The 16884-nt window shown below is 57.0% G+C and carries 14 protein-coding genes and 2 pseudogenes; 11 read left to right on the top strand and 5 right to left on the bottom strand.

Features of this window, described 5'->3' with window-relative positions:
- Positions 1–14 precede the first annotated feature (14 nt).
- Positions 15–704, top strand: coding sequence for an EthD domain-containing protein (locus B0G80_RS10210; protein ID WP_116117918.1), 690 nt, complete (start codon positions 15–17; stop codon positions 702–704).
- Between the two features lie 136 nt (positions 705–840).
- Entirely contained in the window at positions 841–2721 is a 1881-nt protein-coding gene (locus tag B0G80_RS10205; protein ID WP_116117917.1) for a CocE/NonD family hydrolase, read from the top strand.
- Positions 2722–2928: 207 nt separating this feature from the next.
- Here B0G80_RS10205 and B0G80_RS10200 read toward each other — a convergent pair whose 3' ends face one another.
- From B0G80_RS10200 to B0G80_RS10190, 3 genes are all read right to left on the bottom strand, one after another.
- Positions 2929–3942: an EthD domain-containing protein gene (locus tag B0G80_RS10200; protein ID WP_116119609.1), complete on the bottom strand. Its 1014-nt coding sequence runs from the start codon at positions 3940–3942 to the stop codon at positions 2929–2931.
- Between the two features lie 268 nt (positions 3943–4210).
- Complete coding sequence (locus B0G80_RS10195; RefSeq protein WP_116117916.1) at positions 4211–5341, bottom strand: alkene reductase; 1131 nt, start codon at positions 5339–5341, stop codon at positions 4211–4213.
- 43 nt (positions 5342–5384) lie between these two features.
- Positions 5385–6377: an LLM class oxidoreductase gene (locus B0G80_RS10190; protein WP_116117915.1), complete on the bottom strand. Its 993-nt coding sequence runs from the start codon at positions 6375–6377 to the stop codon at positions 5385–5387.
- Between the two features lie 93 nt (positions 6378–6470).
- On the opposite strand from B0G80_RS10190, the gene B0G80_RS10185 reads away from it, so the two are divergent.
- The gene (locus B0G80_RS10185) at positions 6471–7391 is read left to right on the top strand and encodes a LysR family transcriptional regulator (RefSeq protein ID WP_116117914.1); all 921 of its coding nucleotides are present in this window, start codon (positions 6471–6473) and stop codon (positions 7389–7391) included.
- A gap of 721 nt (positions 7392–8112) precedes the next feature.
- Here the strand turns inward: B0G80_RS10185 and B0G80_RS10180 are convergent.
- Complete coding sequence (locus B0G80_RS10180) at positions 8113–8544, bottom strand: RDD family protein (RefSeq protein WP_116117913.1); 432 nt, start codon at positions 8542–8544, stop codon at positions 8113–8115.
- Between the two features lie 182 nt (positions 8545–8726).
- Here B0G80_RS10180 and B0G80_RS10175 point away from each other — a divergent pair, with 182 nt between their 5' ends.
- The 5 genes and pseudogenes from B0G80_RS10175 to phoU all read left to right on the top strand — a co-directional run bounded on the left by B0G80_RS10175 (position 8727) and on the right by phoU (position 13773).
- A complete protein-coding gene (locus tag B0G80_RS10175) occupies positions 8727–9989 on the top strand; it encodes a putative Na+/H+ antiporter (RefSeq protein WP_116117912.1) in 1263 nt (420 codons plus the stop codon).
- A gap of 103 nt (positions 9990–10092) precedes the next feature.
- A pseudogene (gene lhpH / locus B0G80_RS10170) lies at positions 10093–11041 on the top strand (trans-3-hydroxy-L-proline dehydratase).
- Positions 11042–11277: 236 nt separating this feature from the next.
- Complete coding sequence (locus B0G80_RS10165; RefSeq protein WP_116117911.1) at positions 11278–11859, top strand: hypothetical protein; 582 nt, start codon at positions 11278–11280, stop codon at positions 11857–11859.
- 586 nt (positions 11860–12445) lie between these two features.
- Positions 12446–12892: a hypothetical protein gene (locus B0G80_RS10160; protein ID WP_116117910.1), complete on the top strand. Its 447-nt coding sequence runs from the start codon at positions 12446–12448 to the stop codon at positions 12890–12892.
- A gap of 164 nt (positions 12893–13056) precedes the next feature.
- The gene (phoU, locus tag B0G80_RS10155; RefSeq protein ID WP_116117909.1) at positions 13057–13773 is read left to right on the top strand and encodes a phosphate signaling complex protein PhoU; all 717 of its coding nucleotides are present in this window, start codon (positions 13057–13059) and stop codon (positions 13771–13773) included.
- 82 nt (positions 13774–13855) lie between these two features.
- On the opposite strand, the pseudogene B0G80_RS46795 reads toward phoU, so the two are convergent.
- Positions 13856–14105: pseudogene (locus B0G80_RS46795) on the bottom strand (acylphosphatase).
- Between the two features lie 1387 nt (positions 14106–15492).
- On the opposite strand from B0G80_RS46795, the gene B0G80_RS46790 reads away from it, so the two are divergent.
- From B0G80_RS46790 to B0G80_RS10130, 3 genes are all read left to right on the top strand, one after another.
- A complete protein-coding gene (locus B0G80_RS46790; protein ID WP_258878870.1) occupies positions 15493–15588 on the top strand; it encodes a DUF4148 domain-containing protein in 96 nt (31 codons plus the stop codon).
- Between the two features lie 473 nt (positions 15589–16061).
- On the top strand, positions 16062–16316 hold the full coding sequence (locus B0G80_RS10135) for a hypothetical protein (RefSeq protein ID WP_116117908.1): 255 nt from the start codon (positions 16062–16064) through the stop codon (positions 16314–16316).
- A 363-nt stretch (positions 16317–16679) separates the two neighbouring features.
- Positions 16680–16883: a DUF2970 domain-containing protein gene (locus B0G80_RS10130; RefSeq protein ID WP_116117907.1), complete on the top strand. Its 204-nt coding sequence runs from the start codon at positions 16680–16682 to the stop codon at positions 16881–16883.
- Position 16884 lies beyond the last annotated feature (1 nt).

Genomic DNA, 16884 nt, shown 5'->3' with positions numbered 1-16884 from the left:
ACATTGGAGGATTGATGAGCACGGTACGCATGGGGCTTATTTCAAAGAAGCCCGAATGGTCGAACGATGAGTTTTACAAGCATTGGCTCGGCCATCACGGCCCGTTGGTGAAAAACGCACCTGGACTTAGTCAGTATTGGCAGAACCACATTGTCGACCGTGTTCAGCGCGGAATCGACTTCGAGCGGGAGCCGTGGGAGTTCGACGGTTTCTCGCAACTGTGGATTTCGGACCCGAACAAGCCGTTCGGAGAGGGGGAGCTGCCGCAAAGAATCATCGAAGACGAGAACCATTTCCTCGGCCGCCTTCATATCCTGACCGTCAGACAGACGACGGTAGTAGAAGTGCCGGAAGATGCGTCTCGTGCAAAGCTCAAGAAGCGGATTTCTCTCATCCGCCGTCGCCCCGAGCTTTCGGAGCAGGACTTTCTGAACGAGTGGAAAGTACATGCGGATTTCGTTCGCACGATGCCTGGCGTCAAAGGCTATCGGCAGAACGCGGTAGTGCAGCGAGAGCTTCAGAAAGGCACGCCTTGCAGTTACGACGACCTACCCATTGACGGGGTCGTTGAGTTCTGGTTCGAAAGCACTGGGTCGCTGCAAAAGGCGTTCGAATCAGAGGTCGGCGTGAAGACGATGGAACATGCAAAAACATTCCTCGCCGGCATCACCGCGTTCCTGGTCGAGGAGCACCGAATCATCTGACGTCCCTGGAATTGAGTGGGTGCCGCGTCCCTGCGACGGCGGGGGCCGCGGTTGTGGTGCTGGCGTAAGTGGATTACGTCTTGTAAATAAAGTTAGGAATGAAGAGTAAGTTTATCTAACGATTGGCGAGACACCGATGGAGGTCGTTATGAAGCGTTCAAGTCGTGCAGCGCTGCTTGCAGCCGCGGCAATTCTGTTATCCGGTGCGGCAGTTCCCGCGCTTGCGTCTACACCCTTTCCGGGTGGAGTATGGAGCCCGGGTAATCCGACTTACGGGACCGCACTAGACAAAAGCGTCCCGGTCACCATGAGCGATGGAACGGTGCTTATGGTCGATGTGTCCTATCCCACCGACTTGCATACCGGTGCTCGGGCGAAGGGTCCGTTCCCTGTCATTCTCACTCAAACGCCATACCTTGGGAATCCGTCCACGGCTGGTGATTACTTCGTTCAGCGAGGCTACATCTATGTGACAGCATCGGTCAGAGGGACTCGAAACTCAGGCGGCGAATTTTCGTTCTTCGGCAACGACGGGACGGATGGTGCGGAGATAGTCCAATGGGCCGCGACGAAGCTGCAGAACTCAAACGGCAAGATTGCTCTGCAGGGCGGTTCATGGTCAGGACTGAACCAATACACGACGGCGCTGGCAGCCGGAAAAAATTCACCTATCAAGGCTCTAGCACCGTTTTGTGCAGGAGCCGAGTTTTACCGTGAGACGTATTTCGCAGGCGGCATCCCTACGCAAACGGGCCAGTTCCCACTAGGTTTCGGTGCTGCGGTTGGTAATAATCATGGCGCGACCGCCTACGGCCAGGCAATGGTCGACGAAATCAACGCGGGTGGCCCCAGGGCTTATTACAGGGACTTCTGGAAGGCGCGCTCTCCCGGCACGTTCGCCCGGCAACTCGCAGACCTCGACATTCCGACTCTTATTTGGAGCACGCACCAGGACATCTACGCTGAGAGCTCTATGTCCATGTACGCATATTTGCAGAACGCGAGAAGCGGCCAATACGTATACGGTCCCATGCGTCCGAACCAGGATGTCACAGGCCGCTACCAGGTGATTATCAGCCAGGGCGGTCACTGCCAATTTGAGGAGCAGACGACTGGGCAGAACATTACAAACAACATCACGCTGGAATGGTTCGATACCTGGCTCAAAGGTAAGAAGACAGGGATGGCGGACACTAAGCAACCAGTTCACGTCCACGAGCTAATTTCCAACAACTGGATTAGCACGTCGGCTTACCCGGTTGCGCCTGTGTACAAGCAATACTTCCTTACGCCCAAGGGAGCGCTTTCAAAGAAGCCTTCAAATCAATCGGCGGAAGTTAATCTCCTTTGGGCGCAGCCAGGCGCCGGGAGCACGGCGCAATTTGATGGGCCTGTCCTGAAAAAGGGAGCGACGCTTGCCGGCCCGATGAGCGCGTCATTCTACGCCTCGTCGACAACGCCGAATCTGGAACTCATCGCGACGGTGCAGCTTGTGGGTGCCGATGGCACCGTCACGCCACTTTCGAGTGGCACTGTCCTCGGGAGCCTCTCGAAGAATGACCCGAATCGGTCTTGGCTTGATAAAAACGGAGTGCCGGTAAAGCCCTATGGCGAGTACTTCGCGGACCACTATGTGCCAGCAGGCAACATTCGACGATACGACTTTGTCATCTCGCCAAAGTTTGCTTCCATCCCCGCAGGAAGCAAGGTCCGCCTCATAGTCAGCACCCAGACTCCCTCGCAGCAATCGAATGGCATTACATCTCCACCGCCGCCCAACTCGCAATGCTCGCCGGTACTGGGCACCGATGCATGCTTCCCGACGCATCCTCAGGTGGTCTCTCTGACGGGAAGTACCGTCTCACTGTATGTTGGGTCAAGCCTTCCGTCGTCTCTGAATCTCCCCCTGCTGAAAGCTGGTTGCTTTGCATCTGAGGGCAATACCAGCCTGCCTTATTGGGACTCCGATTTGGCGAAGAAGGAAGGCCCGGTGTGCCAGGAGACAGACGACGACTGAGTGTGATTCTTTGCGTAAGTAGTTAGCCCCGTCCTCAGGGACGGGGCGTTTCGCGAGGGTCGGAAATTTCCGATTCAATAGGTTGCCCCCATGCCGTAGACTCCCATAATGCTTTTAGTCGAGATGGCGCGGCGAGCCAATCGATAAGGCGGCGCCTATTCGCACAGGTGAGTTCGGCCGGTCGCTCCGACGCCGCAGCGGCATTCGTTACGCGGTGCGAACCTCGGGGCCGATGCGGTTGATAATCATCATACCGATGGTGGTCCAATATTCTGACGCTGCTTGCTCAGTGTTCAGGGACTCGTGCTCGACAATCCTTGCGTTCATCGGGCTCACCAGAAAATCTTCGAGGTCTGCGAGGCTTGAAAAGCTCATAAGAGTTATTCCATCTAGCGTCGCTGCGTCAGGGTGAAAAAACGCCTGGCCGGGTTCTCGACCACCGATATTATGAAGCTGGGCATAACGTTTGACCAACTGACTGCCTTGGCAGTGACTGCTGACGTAGGGGCCATGGTCCTCGAGCCACCACTGCTGGAATGATTCGCGCGCCTCGTCTTTTCGACGCACATGTAGCTTGACCAATGTGACTGCTTCATTTCCCGATTCGCTAGGAATGGTGATGTGCTGCCGGGCAAGTACCGGCGCGATGTCACGAAACATGGTCAAGTCTTCGGGAAGAATTTTGGTGCGCACTCGCTCGTTAGCGAACACAGCTGCGATGTCATCGACGCTCTCAAAGTTGAGATACGCGACGCCGTCCCAGCGCGGCCGTTGATACGGTTCAATGTGTCCGAGAATTGTCGGCCAGAGCATTCCGCTTTCGTCGACTGGAGCGCGGTATGGGGGCGCGTTAAAGCTTGTGGGCCCAGGAGCGAATCGATGGAGTTGTTCATAACGCAGCAGTCGTTCTAAGCTGCGGTCGTCGTCCTCTTCGATGTGGGTAAAACGAACGCCGTGCACCTTTCGCCAATACTCGCCCCAGTGCTCGAAGCTGACGTTGGCGTTACTCTCGAAACCAATGGCGGAAGAATTTGTCGCCGGGTCTCGTAATGGATGGCCAGACTTGTCGAGCGTGTAACCATCACCCACTCGACGTACGTCGATTGGCGTCGTATCCGCACGGGAAAGCAACGAAAAGAGAACTGTCAGCGGCTCGCTTCCACCTGGTCGAGTTTGGACGTAGGGCGGTCGAAACAGCTTTTCGACAACGAAGTTAGACATGGGTTGACCTTCGGACGATTTGAAAGAGAGAAATGGGAATCGAGACTCCTCCCGCAACCACGCTGACATCTCATCACCCAGCGCGCCTGCTTCGATACGGGTAAGCGGCAGTAAGGCTAAACATGCGGAGACTCGACACCGACACACAGACGAAGGTCTATTTTGAGTGAATTGTCACTCGCTGTCCGCGAGGTCGAATTCGTCTGGGAGATGGAGTCTTGAAATCCGCCGAGGTCGATAACCCTAGCATCTGGCGCCACGATTGCCCTCAAGATGCAGCGTAGGGAGCGTAATCCACGTAACCCTCTGCGCCGCCACCATAGAAGGTCGCCGGATTTGCGGGGCTCAGTGGCCAATCATTCTGAAGGCGGGCAACGAGGTCGGGGTTGCTGATGAATGCAGCGCCGAATGCAACGAGGTCGATGACGTCACCCTCAATCATTTGCTCCGCAAGTTCTCTCGACATACCTCCTGCAAGAATGAGCGCAGTATGCGGCAGATAGCCTTTCAGGAGACGTAGGAGGGCCATGAATCCAGACTCGGCTTCCGGTTCGAGAGCGTTGTCCAGGCGCGAGTATCCCGACTGATTCATGACGTGAACATACGCGAGCTTTCGCTTCCCGATTTCGCGGCAGAGCTCACTGTATGTCGCATCAATGGTCGGATAGAAGGGCATGTCGAATAGCTTGCCGTAAGGCGAAATTCGAATGCCGACCCGCTCAACACCGATACGTCCAGCAACGGCATCGATGACTTCGAGAGTGAAGCGCAATCGATTCCCAATGTTGTCGGCTGAGTAACAATCGCTCCGGTCATTGACGAGCGGGTTCATAAACTGCTCGAACAGATAGCCGTTCGCGGCATGAATTTCGACCCCGTCAAACCCTGCCTTCATAGCATTCTCGGCAGCCTGAGCAAAATCCTGGACGATACGCCGAACTTCCTGCGTTTGGAGCTGGCGAGGCGTGGGCGTGTCTACGGGGTTGGGCTTCCCGCTACCGTCGTAAGCAAAGGCCTTCGCGTTCGCTGCCTGTTTGGAACTGGCGCTGACGGGAGCCTTCCCGCCTTCCTGGATTGAATGATGGGAAACGCGGCCGACGTGCCAGAGTTGCGCGAAAATCTTTCCGCCGACGGCGTGAACGGAATCAGTTGTCAGACGCCAACCGTCGATTTGCTCCGGCGTGTAGATGCCTGGGTTGAAGAGATACCCTGTTCCTTCTCGCGAAATCGAAGTGCCTTCGCTGACAATCAGCCCAGCGGTGGCACGCTGCGTGTAATAGAGAGCAATGCGTTCATCAGCGACTTCGCGCGACGCGCGTGCTCGCGTGAGCGGAGCCATGACGATGTGATTCTTCAGTGCGGTGCCAGAGAGATTGAATGGTTCGAAAATGGTTTTCATAGATGGATTTGCATGACCACGTCAGGGAGCTAGGTGCACATCGTCAGTGTGAAGGAAAGTGCGGGAGGACTTCGGAAGCGAGCTCTTCCATCAGGTCAGCGTACGGGCGTCGACTAACCTTGGGATTCAGCGCGATGTGATTGACGCCCGCCGTCTGAGCGTCGTGCAGAAAGTTCGCAAGGCCTTTGCTCCCGGCTCGAAATCCGCCGCGCGTGCGGATAAGCGGCTCATTCTGGTCCTCTACCAAGTCGAGAAATCCACCAATACCAAGAGGCTTGAATTCTTCGGGACCGCAGGTCTGTTCAACCTGAGCGTGCCATTGTTTCGCCAACGATGGCAGCTGTTCGGGCACCGGGGAGGAGCCAATGAACCCGTCCATGTTCTCAGCAATCCAGGCCAAGCTTTGTTGTGCTCGCCCGATTGCAACGGTCGGCGTCCTACCGAATGGCGGCTTCGGTACAAGGTCGTGCGTTCCACTCGAGCTTCCGAATCTGGGCGAAGAGAACCGGGGAAAATCGTCGTGCAGCACTCTGGTGAAGACATCGAAAGCATCACGGAAGCGCTCGCCTCTTGTCTCAAAGTCGATGCCGAAGAGAGGGTACTCGGCCGGGCGGTCGCCAGATGAGAGGCCCAAGACCATGCGCCCGCCCGATAGTTGGTCAAGCGAAGCTATCTGCTTGGCAAGAATCAACGGCTCACGCATCGGCAAGACGATTCCTGCCGTTCCGAGCGCTATTTTCCGAGTAAAGGCAGCGAGATAGGCGACGTACGGAATGGGGTCGAAAACCTGACCGACATCGCCGTAGTCTGGGTCATAGAACGGGACGTCGCGCATCCAGAGGGCAGCAAAGCCGAGACTATCGGCTTTCTGAGCCATCGTGACGTGGTCTCGCATCGTCGGCGCCGGCCTGTTCGGGTGGGTTTCAAGCGGCAGAATCAGGCCGACGGTCAGCTTATCTCGCAAAAAGAGCCTCGCATAAGCACGCTGTTCAGAAATCTGGGCGCGGCTGAAGCCCTGTTCAACGTTGGCGTTCATACGGGTTCTCCATGTTGGCTCCATTCTAATTTCGTCCGAGAAGGCCATTAACCGCCTAGAATTCCATTTACTTAATCCCTCGATTCTCAAATCATGTCGAAAGATAGATTCGATGGACTCAACGAATTCGTCCTGTCAGCCCAGGAGGGAAGCTTCACGGCAGCCGGCGCTCGGCTTGGTTTGACCAGCAGTGCGGTCGGCAAAGCCGTCACGCGGTTGGAGGGACGCATTGGGGCCAAGCTCGTTCATCGAACCACCCGGCGGCTCACCCTGACGAACGAGGGAGAGGCCTACCTGGCCAGTTGTCTGCGCGTACTCGGAGATTTGGACGAGACGGAGAGTTTTTTGGCCACAGGACACCAGGAACCGGTGGGCCGGGTCAGAATTGAGTTGCCGGCAACCTTTGGTCGGCGTCACGTGCTTCCGACGTTGCTCGAACTTTCGCGTCGGTATCCTCGACTGGACATCTCAGCGAATTTCAGCGAACGGCTGGTTGACCTTATCGCTGAAGGCGTCGATGTTGCCGTGCGAATCGGCCAACTGAAGGATGACGCGGACATTGCCGCGCGGAGACTTGGCGAACAGCGTCTGGTGATTTGTGCCTCGCCTCAATACTTTAAAGAACACGGCAAACCTAAAGACAAGGCTGACCTGCTTCTGAATCACGACTGCATTGCGGGGTTGCAACGAAGTCGTCGGTCCGCCTGGCTGCTTCGGAATGACGCTGGCGATTTTGAACTCACGCCGGTGAGAGCGCGGCATGAGTGGGGCGACGGTGAGGCGATGCTAAATGCTGCGGTAGCAGGTTGCGGCGTGGCTCAGCTTCCAACTTGGCTTGTGGGTGCGCATCTTCGCAACGGGGACCTGATTGAAATCCTCAAGGAATGGTCTGGTGGGGAGATGCCGGTTCATGTCATCTGGCCGAGAACAAAATATGTCCAGCCACGAGTCCGCGTTGTGATTGACGAGCTCATCCGGTTGTCCGACGACGTTAGCTCTGGGTTCAAGGCTTGAATATCAGGTGCCGGATGGTCTCGTGGTACTCGGCGCCAGACCTGCGCTGTCGCCAGATACGGCGAACGCTCGTTGCATAAGGACCCAGCGTCACTCTTCGCCATCCCGCACGACCGTCGGTGGCCGAGCTGCACAAGCGTCGTCGCGCGGCGTAACCCCACAAGCACCTAGTTTCACGTTCCAACGTTGAGCATTCTCTCTTGCGAACATCTCTTGTTTTTCTGATTGCCCCTTGGTGAAGTTGAGCCCCGCCTTATCCTGAGCGAGGCCTTCAGACACGTTCCAAGCATCATGAGATGCCCCTCGGAGCCAGCGTCGCCCGTCAGCCGTTCGCCTCAGGGCGCTAACTTCGCCACCCTGTCCGGTGTCTCAAGACTATCCCACAGTACCGGTTGTCCCGCGACCGCTGCCGTTGATGTCCGACCAGTCGCGCGGCTGCACCGCGGAACGGGCAGCAGTATGTATACCGCGCAAAAGGGGTGATGATTTCGCATAGGAAGGAAGCACTCGGAATTGTGGCCGCCAGCATTAGAGATTTGGCTGAAAAAAATTCAGGCGGACTCGCAGCGAGCAGGCGATGGAGGAAAGCTCCACGGAGTTTGAAGAGGTGCGAAACCAGCGAGCAACGTGCAAGTGAACGTCGGAGGGCTAGTTTGCTTTCCTATAGGCCGGCAAAAGGACGGCGGTGCTTCACCATAGGGAGATGCGACGGGTTGATAGTCTATGATGAAACAAGGTATTCGTTAACGACAACAGTATTTGCTATCCGGTCATGCAGCGCCTGCCTTCGCGGATTGAACGGAACCCATAGAAATCCCGCTCCGCACGTCGCGAAGGTAAGCATGTAGCCTGCTGTGCGCAAGAAAGCTTGCCTGACCGTCATTGGCTGACCTGTATCCGCATCCACGATTCGCAATCGCAAGACGCGCTTACCGGGAGACGTGCCCCATACGGCCCAAAGAATGCCAGTCACGAGAATCGGGACACACTGGGCTACCAGCAGCCATAAGACAAGGGTCGAAGCAAAGGCGTCAGGCGCCAGCAGCAGGTCTTGAGTTGACGGTCCGAGAGGCACAAAGAGCACGATGACGGTCCACCAAAGCGAATCAATGAACAAGGCACGGGCGCGCTGGGAATAGGTGGCGTAGCGCATGGTAATGTCGGATTCTCCAGGCGATTGCAGCATCAGTCAGTTGGCCTTCGTCCAGCGTTTCATCTTAGCCTGAGCAGGTGCCGCGAATGCAACGTCGCCGCCGCCGAAACAATTGGTGCGTAGGATGTTTGTAATATTATGACGGAGTCGTCAAAACGAAAGCGTCTCCAGCACCCTGTTCAATGCCCAATTCTGTTGAAATTTCTGCCGCCGTTATCTTTGCCCTTGCGCTCATTCATACGTTCGCCGTAGCACGCATTGAGAAGCTCTCGCACCGTTTCCCGCGGCATGCGGGTGTCTTCCACTTCCTCGCGGAGGTGGAGGTCGTCTTCGGATTCTGGGCGCTGATTCTGTGTCTCGTGATGTGGGCGCTCGTCGGGTCGCACGCGACCATCGAGTACCTGGAGCATCGTGAGTTTACGGAGGCGCTGTTCGTCTTTGTCATCATGGTGGTTGCCGCGAGTCGACCGATTCTCGTCTTGGTAACGAGCATCGTGATGCATCTCTCGCGGTTCTTGCCAGTACGCACTGAAGTGGCCGTTATCTGGTTCTCCCTGTCCGCCGTGCCGCTTCTGGGCTCCGTCATCACTGAACCGGCAGCGATGACGCTCGCCGCGCTATTGCTGCGCGACACACTGTTCTCCGCGCGAATCTCGGAGCGTGTGAAGTATTTCGGCCTGGCGCTACTTTTCGTGAACGTATCAATCGGCGGCGTCATGACGGCGTACGCGGCGCCACCGGTGTTGATGGTCGCAAGCGTCTGGGGGTGGAACACCGGATTCATGGCGGCGACTTTTGGATGGAAGGCGGCGCTCGCCGTTCTTTTCAATGCTATGGCCTTCATCGCTCTGATTGCCAAGAGCGTGCCGACGTCACAAGGCAGCGAAGACGCGGGTGTCTCCCAATCGCAGCGAGTCCCAGTTGGCGTCACGCTTGTTCATATCGCGTTCCTCGCGCTGGTCGTCATCAATTCGCATCACGCCGTCGTGTTCGTGGGCGCATTCCTCTTTTTTCTGGGCTTTACTCACGCTTACGAGCGCCATCAATCGCCTCTCATGCTTCGCGAAAGTCTTCTGGTAGCGTTCTTCCTTGGCGGCCTCGTTGTGCTTGGCGGATTGCAACAATGGTGGCTTCAGCCGATTGTGAGTTCCATGGATGCATTGACGCTGTACTTTGGCGCCACAGGTCTGACTGCAGTGATGGACAACGCCGCCATCACCTATCTGGGGTCGCTCATACCTGGGTTATCTGACAGCGCAAAGTACCTGCTCGTGGCCGGAGCGGTGACCGGCGGCGGACTGACCGTGATTGCAAACGCGCCGAACCCCGCGGGCTTGGCGATACTTGGTAATCGGTTTTCTGGAGGAGCGGTGAGTCCGCTGAAATTACTCGGCGCCGCGCTCTTGCCGACCGTAACCGCAGGCGTCGCCTTCCTTGTGTTATAGGTGCTCCTCTGCCCGGATGCAACGAAGTCGCATCAATCAAATTTGCGATGTGGCACTACCGAAGAGCCGCCATGGCCGTTGATGGCGAGCCCTGCCGCGTGAGGTGAACGACGCGGGAAGCATCTCAGACAACCAGTTAAGCGACGAAGCATTCCGCAATGTCACCAGCGGTCTTCCGCGCTTGCCTGGCGACACTATCGTCAAGCGACGCGCGTGGTTGAAGGAGAACGCCGACGAAATCCGCAAGGCCCTGATGTTCGAACCTCGCGGTCATGCAGACATGTACGGCAATTACCTGACGGAGCCGGTTAGCCCGAACGCTGATTTCGGCATCATCTTCCTTCACAACGAAGGCTACAGCGACCATTGCGGGCACGGTGTCATCGCACTGTCGACGGCGGCGGTGGCACTTGGGTGGGTGCAACGTCAGGTGCCCGAAATCCGCGTCGGTATCGATGCGCCGTGCGGATTCATCGAGGCATTCGTGCAGTGGGACGGCGAGCACGCGGGCAATGTCCGTTTCGTTAATGTGCCGTCCTTTATCTGGAACCTTCGGTGACGCATTTTACTTCTACGCGGACGGCGCGCCGCACGGTCTTGAAGTTCGCGAGTCTTCGGTCGAAGGGCTCATCAAGTTCGGTGCCGAAGTGAAGGACGCTGCAAATCAGGCATTCCCGGTTCAGCATCCCGACATTCCGGAAATCAATCACATCTACGGGACCATTGTTGCTAACAAACCGCGGCATGAAGGTTCCACGCAAGCCAACTGCTGTGTGTTTGCCGACCGCGAGGTGGACCGTTCACCGACCGGCTCAGGAACAGGCGGTCGCGTCGCCCAACTTTACCTACGCGGCGAATTGGGCAAAGACGAGACGTTTGTAAATGAGTCTATCATCGGGACTGTTTTCAAAGGCCGCGTTCTCAGCGAAACGACCGTCGGCAACTTCAAGGCAGTCATCACGGAGGTGGAAGGCAACGCATACCTTTGCGGCTTTGCGAATTGGATTGTGGACGAGCGTGACCCCTTGACTTATGGGTTCCGGGTTCGATAGACCAACGTTGGCGTTGATACCATATTGAGCGCTGAGCAATGGCTAATGGGTCGTTGATACTGTCCTGGACAACAAGCGATGCGCCGACACTGGAGGCAACGTCCACGAGCAGTCCGATTCAGAGCAACAAGGACCTACGCTTCTCGTTCTCACAAGGGTGTGGTGTGCCTGAAGATTAGGTATACGCGAGAGAAGCACCTGCATTGCTGGAATGCGCGAGCATAACGGGAGGCAACATGCAGCATCGAATCGTCCTCACTGGCATCCTGAGCTTGATGGCCGTGTTCACTGCCTGTGCGGAGGCAGTTCCCGGAGAACAACAGCACAATCAGTCGCAGGCCGGCCAATTGACTCAGGCAAAGCCGTTCACTGTCGAACTCCGGTTTGACATCAAGAACGGCGAGCCGGGGTTGCCCAATGAATACACGAAACTGATTTTTGCAGACGGCAGCAATCGATATGTCGCGCTGGTGCGTCGCTCGGGCAAGGTGGTAAGTGAGGGAGTGCTTCACGGCGCGACGGTACAGGAGTGGGGATTCCACGAAGTGACCTTGGGGCCTGAAACCAATGGTCTAGGGACCGGCTATCTCGTCATCACTCAGGGCTCCAGTGACATACTGTATCTGAAGACGCAACTGCGGCAGATAACCTTGGTCGGCAAGCCCGGGACGCCGCATTCTGCTTTCAATGGCCTGTGGGAAGTCAGCGGCGCGACAGGTAAATTCAATGGACTGACGGGAGCGGGCACCCTCCGGATTAACCGCTTATCGGAAAGCGAGCGCCAATGGGTTCTGGAAGGTGAGTTGAGCGAACCCTAGCTTGAATTCCCGTTGAGAGTATGCGAGCGCGGCCGACTTCTGAAGAACAAGTAAGCCGGAAACCTTTATCGCAATTCTTCAGGTGTCGCACGAGGGAAGAGCCTCGCCGGAAGGGGGTATGCGACACCTCGATATGCAGGGCGCAAATTTTCATCGTGACAAATTCAGGTCGCTAGCAGAAGCTGCGCGAAGCATGGGATTGGGATGCGTTGCGGGCCTTGCTGTACGAAGGGCAGCTTGGAGAGGTCGATTAGACGACGCTGCCCAATCGTATGCAAATTGAATAGACCTATCGCTTCGTTTTGTCTTTAGGGACACTTCGCGTTCTGCAGACCACGGGTGCGCTTACTCCACTGCCTGGTGCCCGACACATATGAACTGCGAGATGCGCATGTTCGGCGCGCACTGCACAAATTCATTCTTTTCAGCTATTTGTCCCGCTTGCCCGGGAGTTGTCCACAGCCTTGCGAACAGATTGTGTGGACAACTTGATGGTTCTGGCATGAGGGGGCATCTCGAATGCGGTCTGGCAATCGCAAATTAACGGTATATACTGTTTATACCGTTTATCAAACTGGAGTGGGTCATGAGTGAACCCAGCGTGAGGAAGCCGACGAAGAAGGCCTTTCACTTTCCGAAGAGTGCCAACGGCCATGCGAAAGCCGATGAGAAGGCAGCGGATGAGAAGAGCGTGGCCGCAGCACGAGATGCCCAGCCGGCTCCGACGGACGCCGACAAACGGAAGCGAGCGAAGTCCGTTGAGGCCGCGCAAGTCAATCCGGCAGCCGAGGTGAAAGCGAAACGCGCGAAGAAGGAGAAGGTAGTGCGCGACAGCTTCACGATGCCGAAGCCCGACTACGAGAAAATCGCAGCGCTGAAACGGAAGTGTCTCGACGCAGGCGTCTCGGTGAGCAAGAGTGAGCTTCTTCGCGCTGGGCTGCTTTTACTGGACTCGGCTCCCACCGCAGAGAGTCTGCTGGCAGCTGTTTCCGCGGTCGAAACCGTCAAGACCGGTCGACCAGCAAAATCGTAGCTTTACCACGCTCCGAGCGGGCCGCCCCTGCAGCCCGCGTTTCACCGCTGCGCCGGATGCCTGCGCACTTTTCGTGGAGCTTCTGCCACCGTTCCTTACGTGCTGCAGTGGTCATGAAACCGAGGGGCAACTGAAAAGCAGCTGGTCGGCTGACAGGAGTTCCGATGCCCGATAACCATCTTTCCAGTCGATTCGACGCTGACATCAACGGGATATTGTCCAAGGTTTTCGAGATGGGCGGCATCGTTGAATCGCAACTCATCAATGCGATGCAGGCGCTGAACCACCTCGATTTGGACCTGGTCGACAGAGTCATCATCGACGAGCGTCGACTCAATGCCCTCGAAGCGGAAGTCGATGAAGAGTGCATCAACATCATCGCGCGGTACCAGCCGGCCGCACGCGACCTGCGTCTGCTGATGGCCATCTCGAAGACCGTCACGAACCTTGAGCGTGCTGGGGATGAAGCGCGGAAGGTCGCGAAGCGGACTCGACGAATTGCAGCAGACCGCAACGCACTGGCCATCAATATCACGGAAATCGCGCTATCCGGTGAGATGGCCATCACTATTCTCCGCCGTGCGCTTGATGCGTTCGCGCGCCTCGATACAGCTTCCGCCGCACAAATCGTCCGCGACGATGACGCCATCGATGAGCAATTTCGTGCGGTCATACAGAAGCTGGTGACCACCATGATGGACGACACGCGAGTCGTCTCCATCGCGCTGGACTACCTTTTCATCGCGAAGGCCATTGAACGCATTGGCGACCACGCGACGAACATAGCGGAAATCATCATCTACGTCGTCAAGGGCAAGGACGTGCGCCATGTTTCTCGCGAACAACTCGAACACGAAGCCTTCAGCGGATATCCATCCTGATGACATCAACAATGGGGCTGCCCGACAGGCATGTTGGGTGGAAGCCGCTCCACTGTCCGCCGTAGCGAATTGCCCGCCCTAGTCACTCAAAGCGGTCGAAGCGGCCAAGCGGCGGCTGCAGTTCGGTCACCTCAAGCTCGCAGACCAGCGCTGCGGGCATGCCTTGCCTTAGCAGGCACACATGTCGGCAAGTTGCTCCGGAGAACCCTGCAGCATCACCTCCGCCGAACCGTCCCCGCGGTTGCGTACCTGCCGCTGATGCCCCCTGCCTGGGCCCGGCGTACGCAGGTTTCCCGATGACAGATGCCCTGTACCAGGCCGCGTACTCGGATGGGTCGGGTCTCAAGCGTCCCGTTTTCGTCGTGCGCCAGATTGCCCACATGATGCCGGTCACGACCACGAGGATGCACGGCTGACGGCGCGGCAGCAACGAGAAAAGCTGAGTGTTTCATGAGAGGTTCTCATGACGCGACGCCGGCTCGCGCTGCGTTGACTGCATATACAGAGGCCTCGGGCGGTTGGATGGGGACAACAGGTGTGTCGCTGCTTCCGGGGACGGCGTGAGCGACCAGGCGCGACAATCGGCCCTGATTTGCCAATTGTCGATTCCGCTGTCAATCACAACCTTTGCGTTCTATAACATAAACGCAGCAAGGGTCTTATTGGTCAACTGACTTTACAACGTCCTTTCGCCAGCGCTCTCACTGCGCATCCCTCTGCCCCGCCCGGTACCAGCCTCGCGTTATTACCCAGGTAGTCATCGAATAAGTCCGGCTTTGAGCACAAATGGTGCCACAAGCCAACTTCGCATTTGCTCGGCTAAACGGCGTCGGAGACGACGCCCTTGGGCATTTGGTAAAGCGAACGCAAGAATCAGCAAGGTGCGAGAACAGGTCTGATGCAACCCTCGCATGTTCGTGGGGATGCCAATCCCCTTTTATTCCGGGGCCGTGTTATCCGCAATCCGTTGACGAAAAAGAGGTGACGAGATGAAAGTGCAGCTTTTAACCATAGTGAGCGTGTTATCCCTGCTCGCTGCGACCGGTGTCGCCCACGCGCAGCAAATGCAACCGTCAGGCACAACTGACCCGTCGTCTGCCCAGCAGCCCATGACAACTGCTCAGCCGGCAGCAACGATGGACCGCACCCCTGACCTGGGATACGGACCTCAGCCCGGCGGAAGCAGCGGCAGCGGCAAAGCGAGAAATGGTGCTCCGTGCACGGTGGGCCTGTCCTGCGATATCTATCAGGGCAGCTAGCACGCCCGAGGTCGCCGATGCCAGTTTGACCCGAATGCGGAAATTTGGATGACCACCTTGATTGGCCGCGAGTCGTTGTTGCTCAGGTCTCGCTTCAGGCGGGGTGGGTCAGCCGCCGCCTCAACGCGACGTTTCTTCGGCCATTGAGTCAGAACGCAGCCGGAGAGCGTGACGCCGCCGCTTATCATCCGACAGCTTTGCCCGTGACGTAATAGTCCCGGGAGACCGTATTTGAGAGAGCGGCTCTGATGGCCGGCTCAAGAAGCCAAACGAATCAAACTTTGTGGAGTACCTAGATATGAAAACGCCCAAAGTAGCGGCAGCTATCGCCGCGGTTCTCGCGTTTGGATATGTCCAGGCGCAAGACACGGCGCCTGCAACGCAGCCCACAAATACCACCGTGTCTTCCACAGATTCTGTGGGTGGTGTGGCCGCCACGAGGAGCGACGCTGGCGGTCCAATGGGAAAGACCCGAGCCCAGGTCAAGCAGGAGTTTCTGCAAGCACGCAAATCGGGCGAACTCGACCGCATCAACGCGGAGTATGGGGGGCAATGAAGCAAGGTGCCTGCCCCGGGTCTGATGCGCTCCATCGCGGTCACACGCCAGGACGCTCGTCGGGTAAAGCCAGTTGCATCGACGAGCCGAATTTTTGCTTGGCATTGAAAAAGCTGCACTCGCGCGATGGGTCGGTCGCTCCTGGCCAGTAGACGATGGGCGGCGCAGGGAGCGATGTACCACATATCAAACAGCCGTCTTACGTCCCCGTCGCTCGGGCGCTTTTCTCCTGCATAGCTGACCGCCCCTCGGTTTGTGTCGAGACGGCCGACGCGCTGTGCAGTGGCGCGGCACGTGTTCGTGGACTTCGCCCATCCTGCGAAAATGCGGCTCAATAGGCGTGCACAGGCCCGAAAACCGGATTGAATTCCGACTCGACGGGTTGATGCATCGCCTGGACCATTTTCGTTTTCTTCGGGAGAGCTACCACATAAGCATCCACTTTCAGCAGTCAGAAACCGCAGGAGGGCTTCATGTTTCGGTCCACGCCAGTAATTGCCAGCACAACAGTCGGCGGCGAAAACATCCACGCTGAATTTCTTAGCGATACGGGCCGACTGCGAATTATCGGCGGCGTAACAGTGCGGGCAGAATGGTTTCCGCCGCATTTCTGGTTTGCCATTGCATCTGTTGCGGGATACAGCCGATGGGGTACGCGGCCGGACGAAACGGACTTGCCGCGGCTCATCGAAAACTTCATGCGGCTACCAAGACGGCCGGCTCTCTGAACAGAGCTATTTCCGCTCGCCAGTCGCAAGAGAAATCTATCAGCACTGCCTCGTCCATCTGGCCGATTCCGGTTACTTCTGAATCCGGGACGGCTCCAGCGGTCTGACGAGCAGACGACCATGCCCATCTAAAGTGGTCGCCGGAAAAGCTTAAGCATCGTTCGCTAGATATGTAGTCTCTTAGACATACAAGCCATTCAATGGATGGGACTTTTTTAGAGAAGGCAGCCGCTTCCTGCGGATGCAAGGGAGCCTACGAAGAAATCGAGGCTGCTTACCTGAATCACGCGGTATCTGCTACTTCCGCGGCCCCTCGCCGTTCTCCAACATGCGTGCGTGACTTATGTTTTGAGGAGAAAGGTCGTGGAACTGATACGCATGGTCGGCATGGTTTTGGCCAGTTTCTTCGGCGTGCGCAAGCGTGCAAACCATGAAGCGGATTTGGCCAACGTCAACATGGTGCTGCTACCCTTTGTCGCAGTGGCGCTGGCTCTAGTGATTGGGTTGCTCATCGTTGGTGTAGTCGAGCTGATTGTCGATGGAACAAGTTCAGTGCAGGGCTTTTGAC

This window comes from Paraburkholderia sp. BL6669N2, assembly GCF_003387275.1.
GTDB lineage: Bacteria > Pseudomonadota > Gammaproteobacteria > Burkholderiales > Burkholderiaceae > Paraburkholderia.
The sequence above is the reverse complement of the archived record's forward strand: the minus strand, read 5'-3'. Positions and strand labels throughout refer to the sequence as shown.

Bases quoted from the DNA above. Each gene is read 5' to 3' on its own strand.
- B0G80_RS10210 (WP_116117918.1), top strand. From the start codon at position 15: ATGAGCACGGTACGCATGGGGCTTATTTCAAAGAAGCCCGAATGGTCG.
- B0G80_RS10205 (WP_116117917.1), top strand. From the start codon at position 841: ATGGAGGTCGTTATGAAGCGTTCAAGTCGTGCAGCGCTGCTTGCAGCC.
- B0G80_RS10200 (WP_116119609.1), bottom strand. From the start codon at position 3,942: ATGTCTAACTTCGTTGTCGAAAAGCTGTTTCGACCGCCCTACGTCCAA.
- B0G80_RS10195 (WP_116117916.1), bottom strand. From the start codon at position 5,341: ATGAAAACCATTTTCGAACCATTCAATCTCTCTGGCACCGCACTGAAG.
- B0G80_RS10190 (WP_116117915.1), bottom strand. From the start codon at position 6,377: ATGAACGCCAACGTTGAACAGGGCTTCAGCCGCGCCCAGATTTCTGAA.
- B0G80_RS10185 (WP_116117914.1), top strand. From the start codon at position 6,471: ATGTCGAAAGATAGATTCGATGGACTCAACGAATTCGTCCTGTCAGCC.
- B0G80_RS10180 (WP_116117913.1), bottom strand. From the start codon at position 8,544: ATGCGCTACGCCACCTATTCCCAGCGCGCCCGTGCCTTGTTCATTGAT.
- B0G80_RS10175 (WP_116117912.1), top strand. From the start codon at position 8,727: ATGCCCAATTCTGTTGAAATTTCTGCCGCCGTTATCTTTGCCCTTGCG.
- B0G80_RS10165 (WP_116117911.1), top strand. From the start codon at position 11,278: ATGCAGCATCGAATCGTCCTCACTGGCATCCTGAGCTTGATGGCCGTG.
- B0G80_RS10160 (WP_116117910.1), top strand. From the start codon at position 12,446: ATGAGTGAACCCAGCGTGAGGAAGCCGACGAAGAAGGCCTTTCACTTT.
- phoU (WP_116117909.1), top strand. From the start codon at position 13,057: ATGCCCGATAACCATCTTTCCAGTCGATTCGACGCTGACATCAACGGG.
- B0G80_RS46790 (WP_258878870.1), top strand. From the start codon at position 15,493: ATGGGAAAGACCCGAGCCCAGGTCAAGCAGGAGTTTCTGCAAGCACGC.
- B0G80_RS10135 (WP_116117908.1), top strand. From the start codon at position 16,062: ATGTTTCGGTCCACGCCAGTAATTGCCAGCACAACAGTCGGCGGCGAA.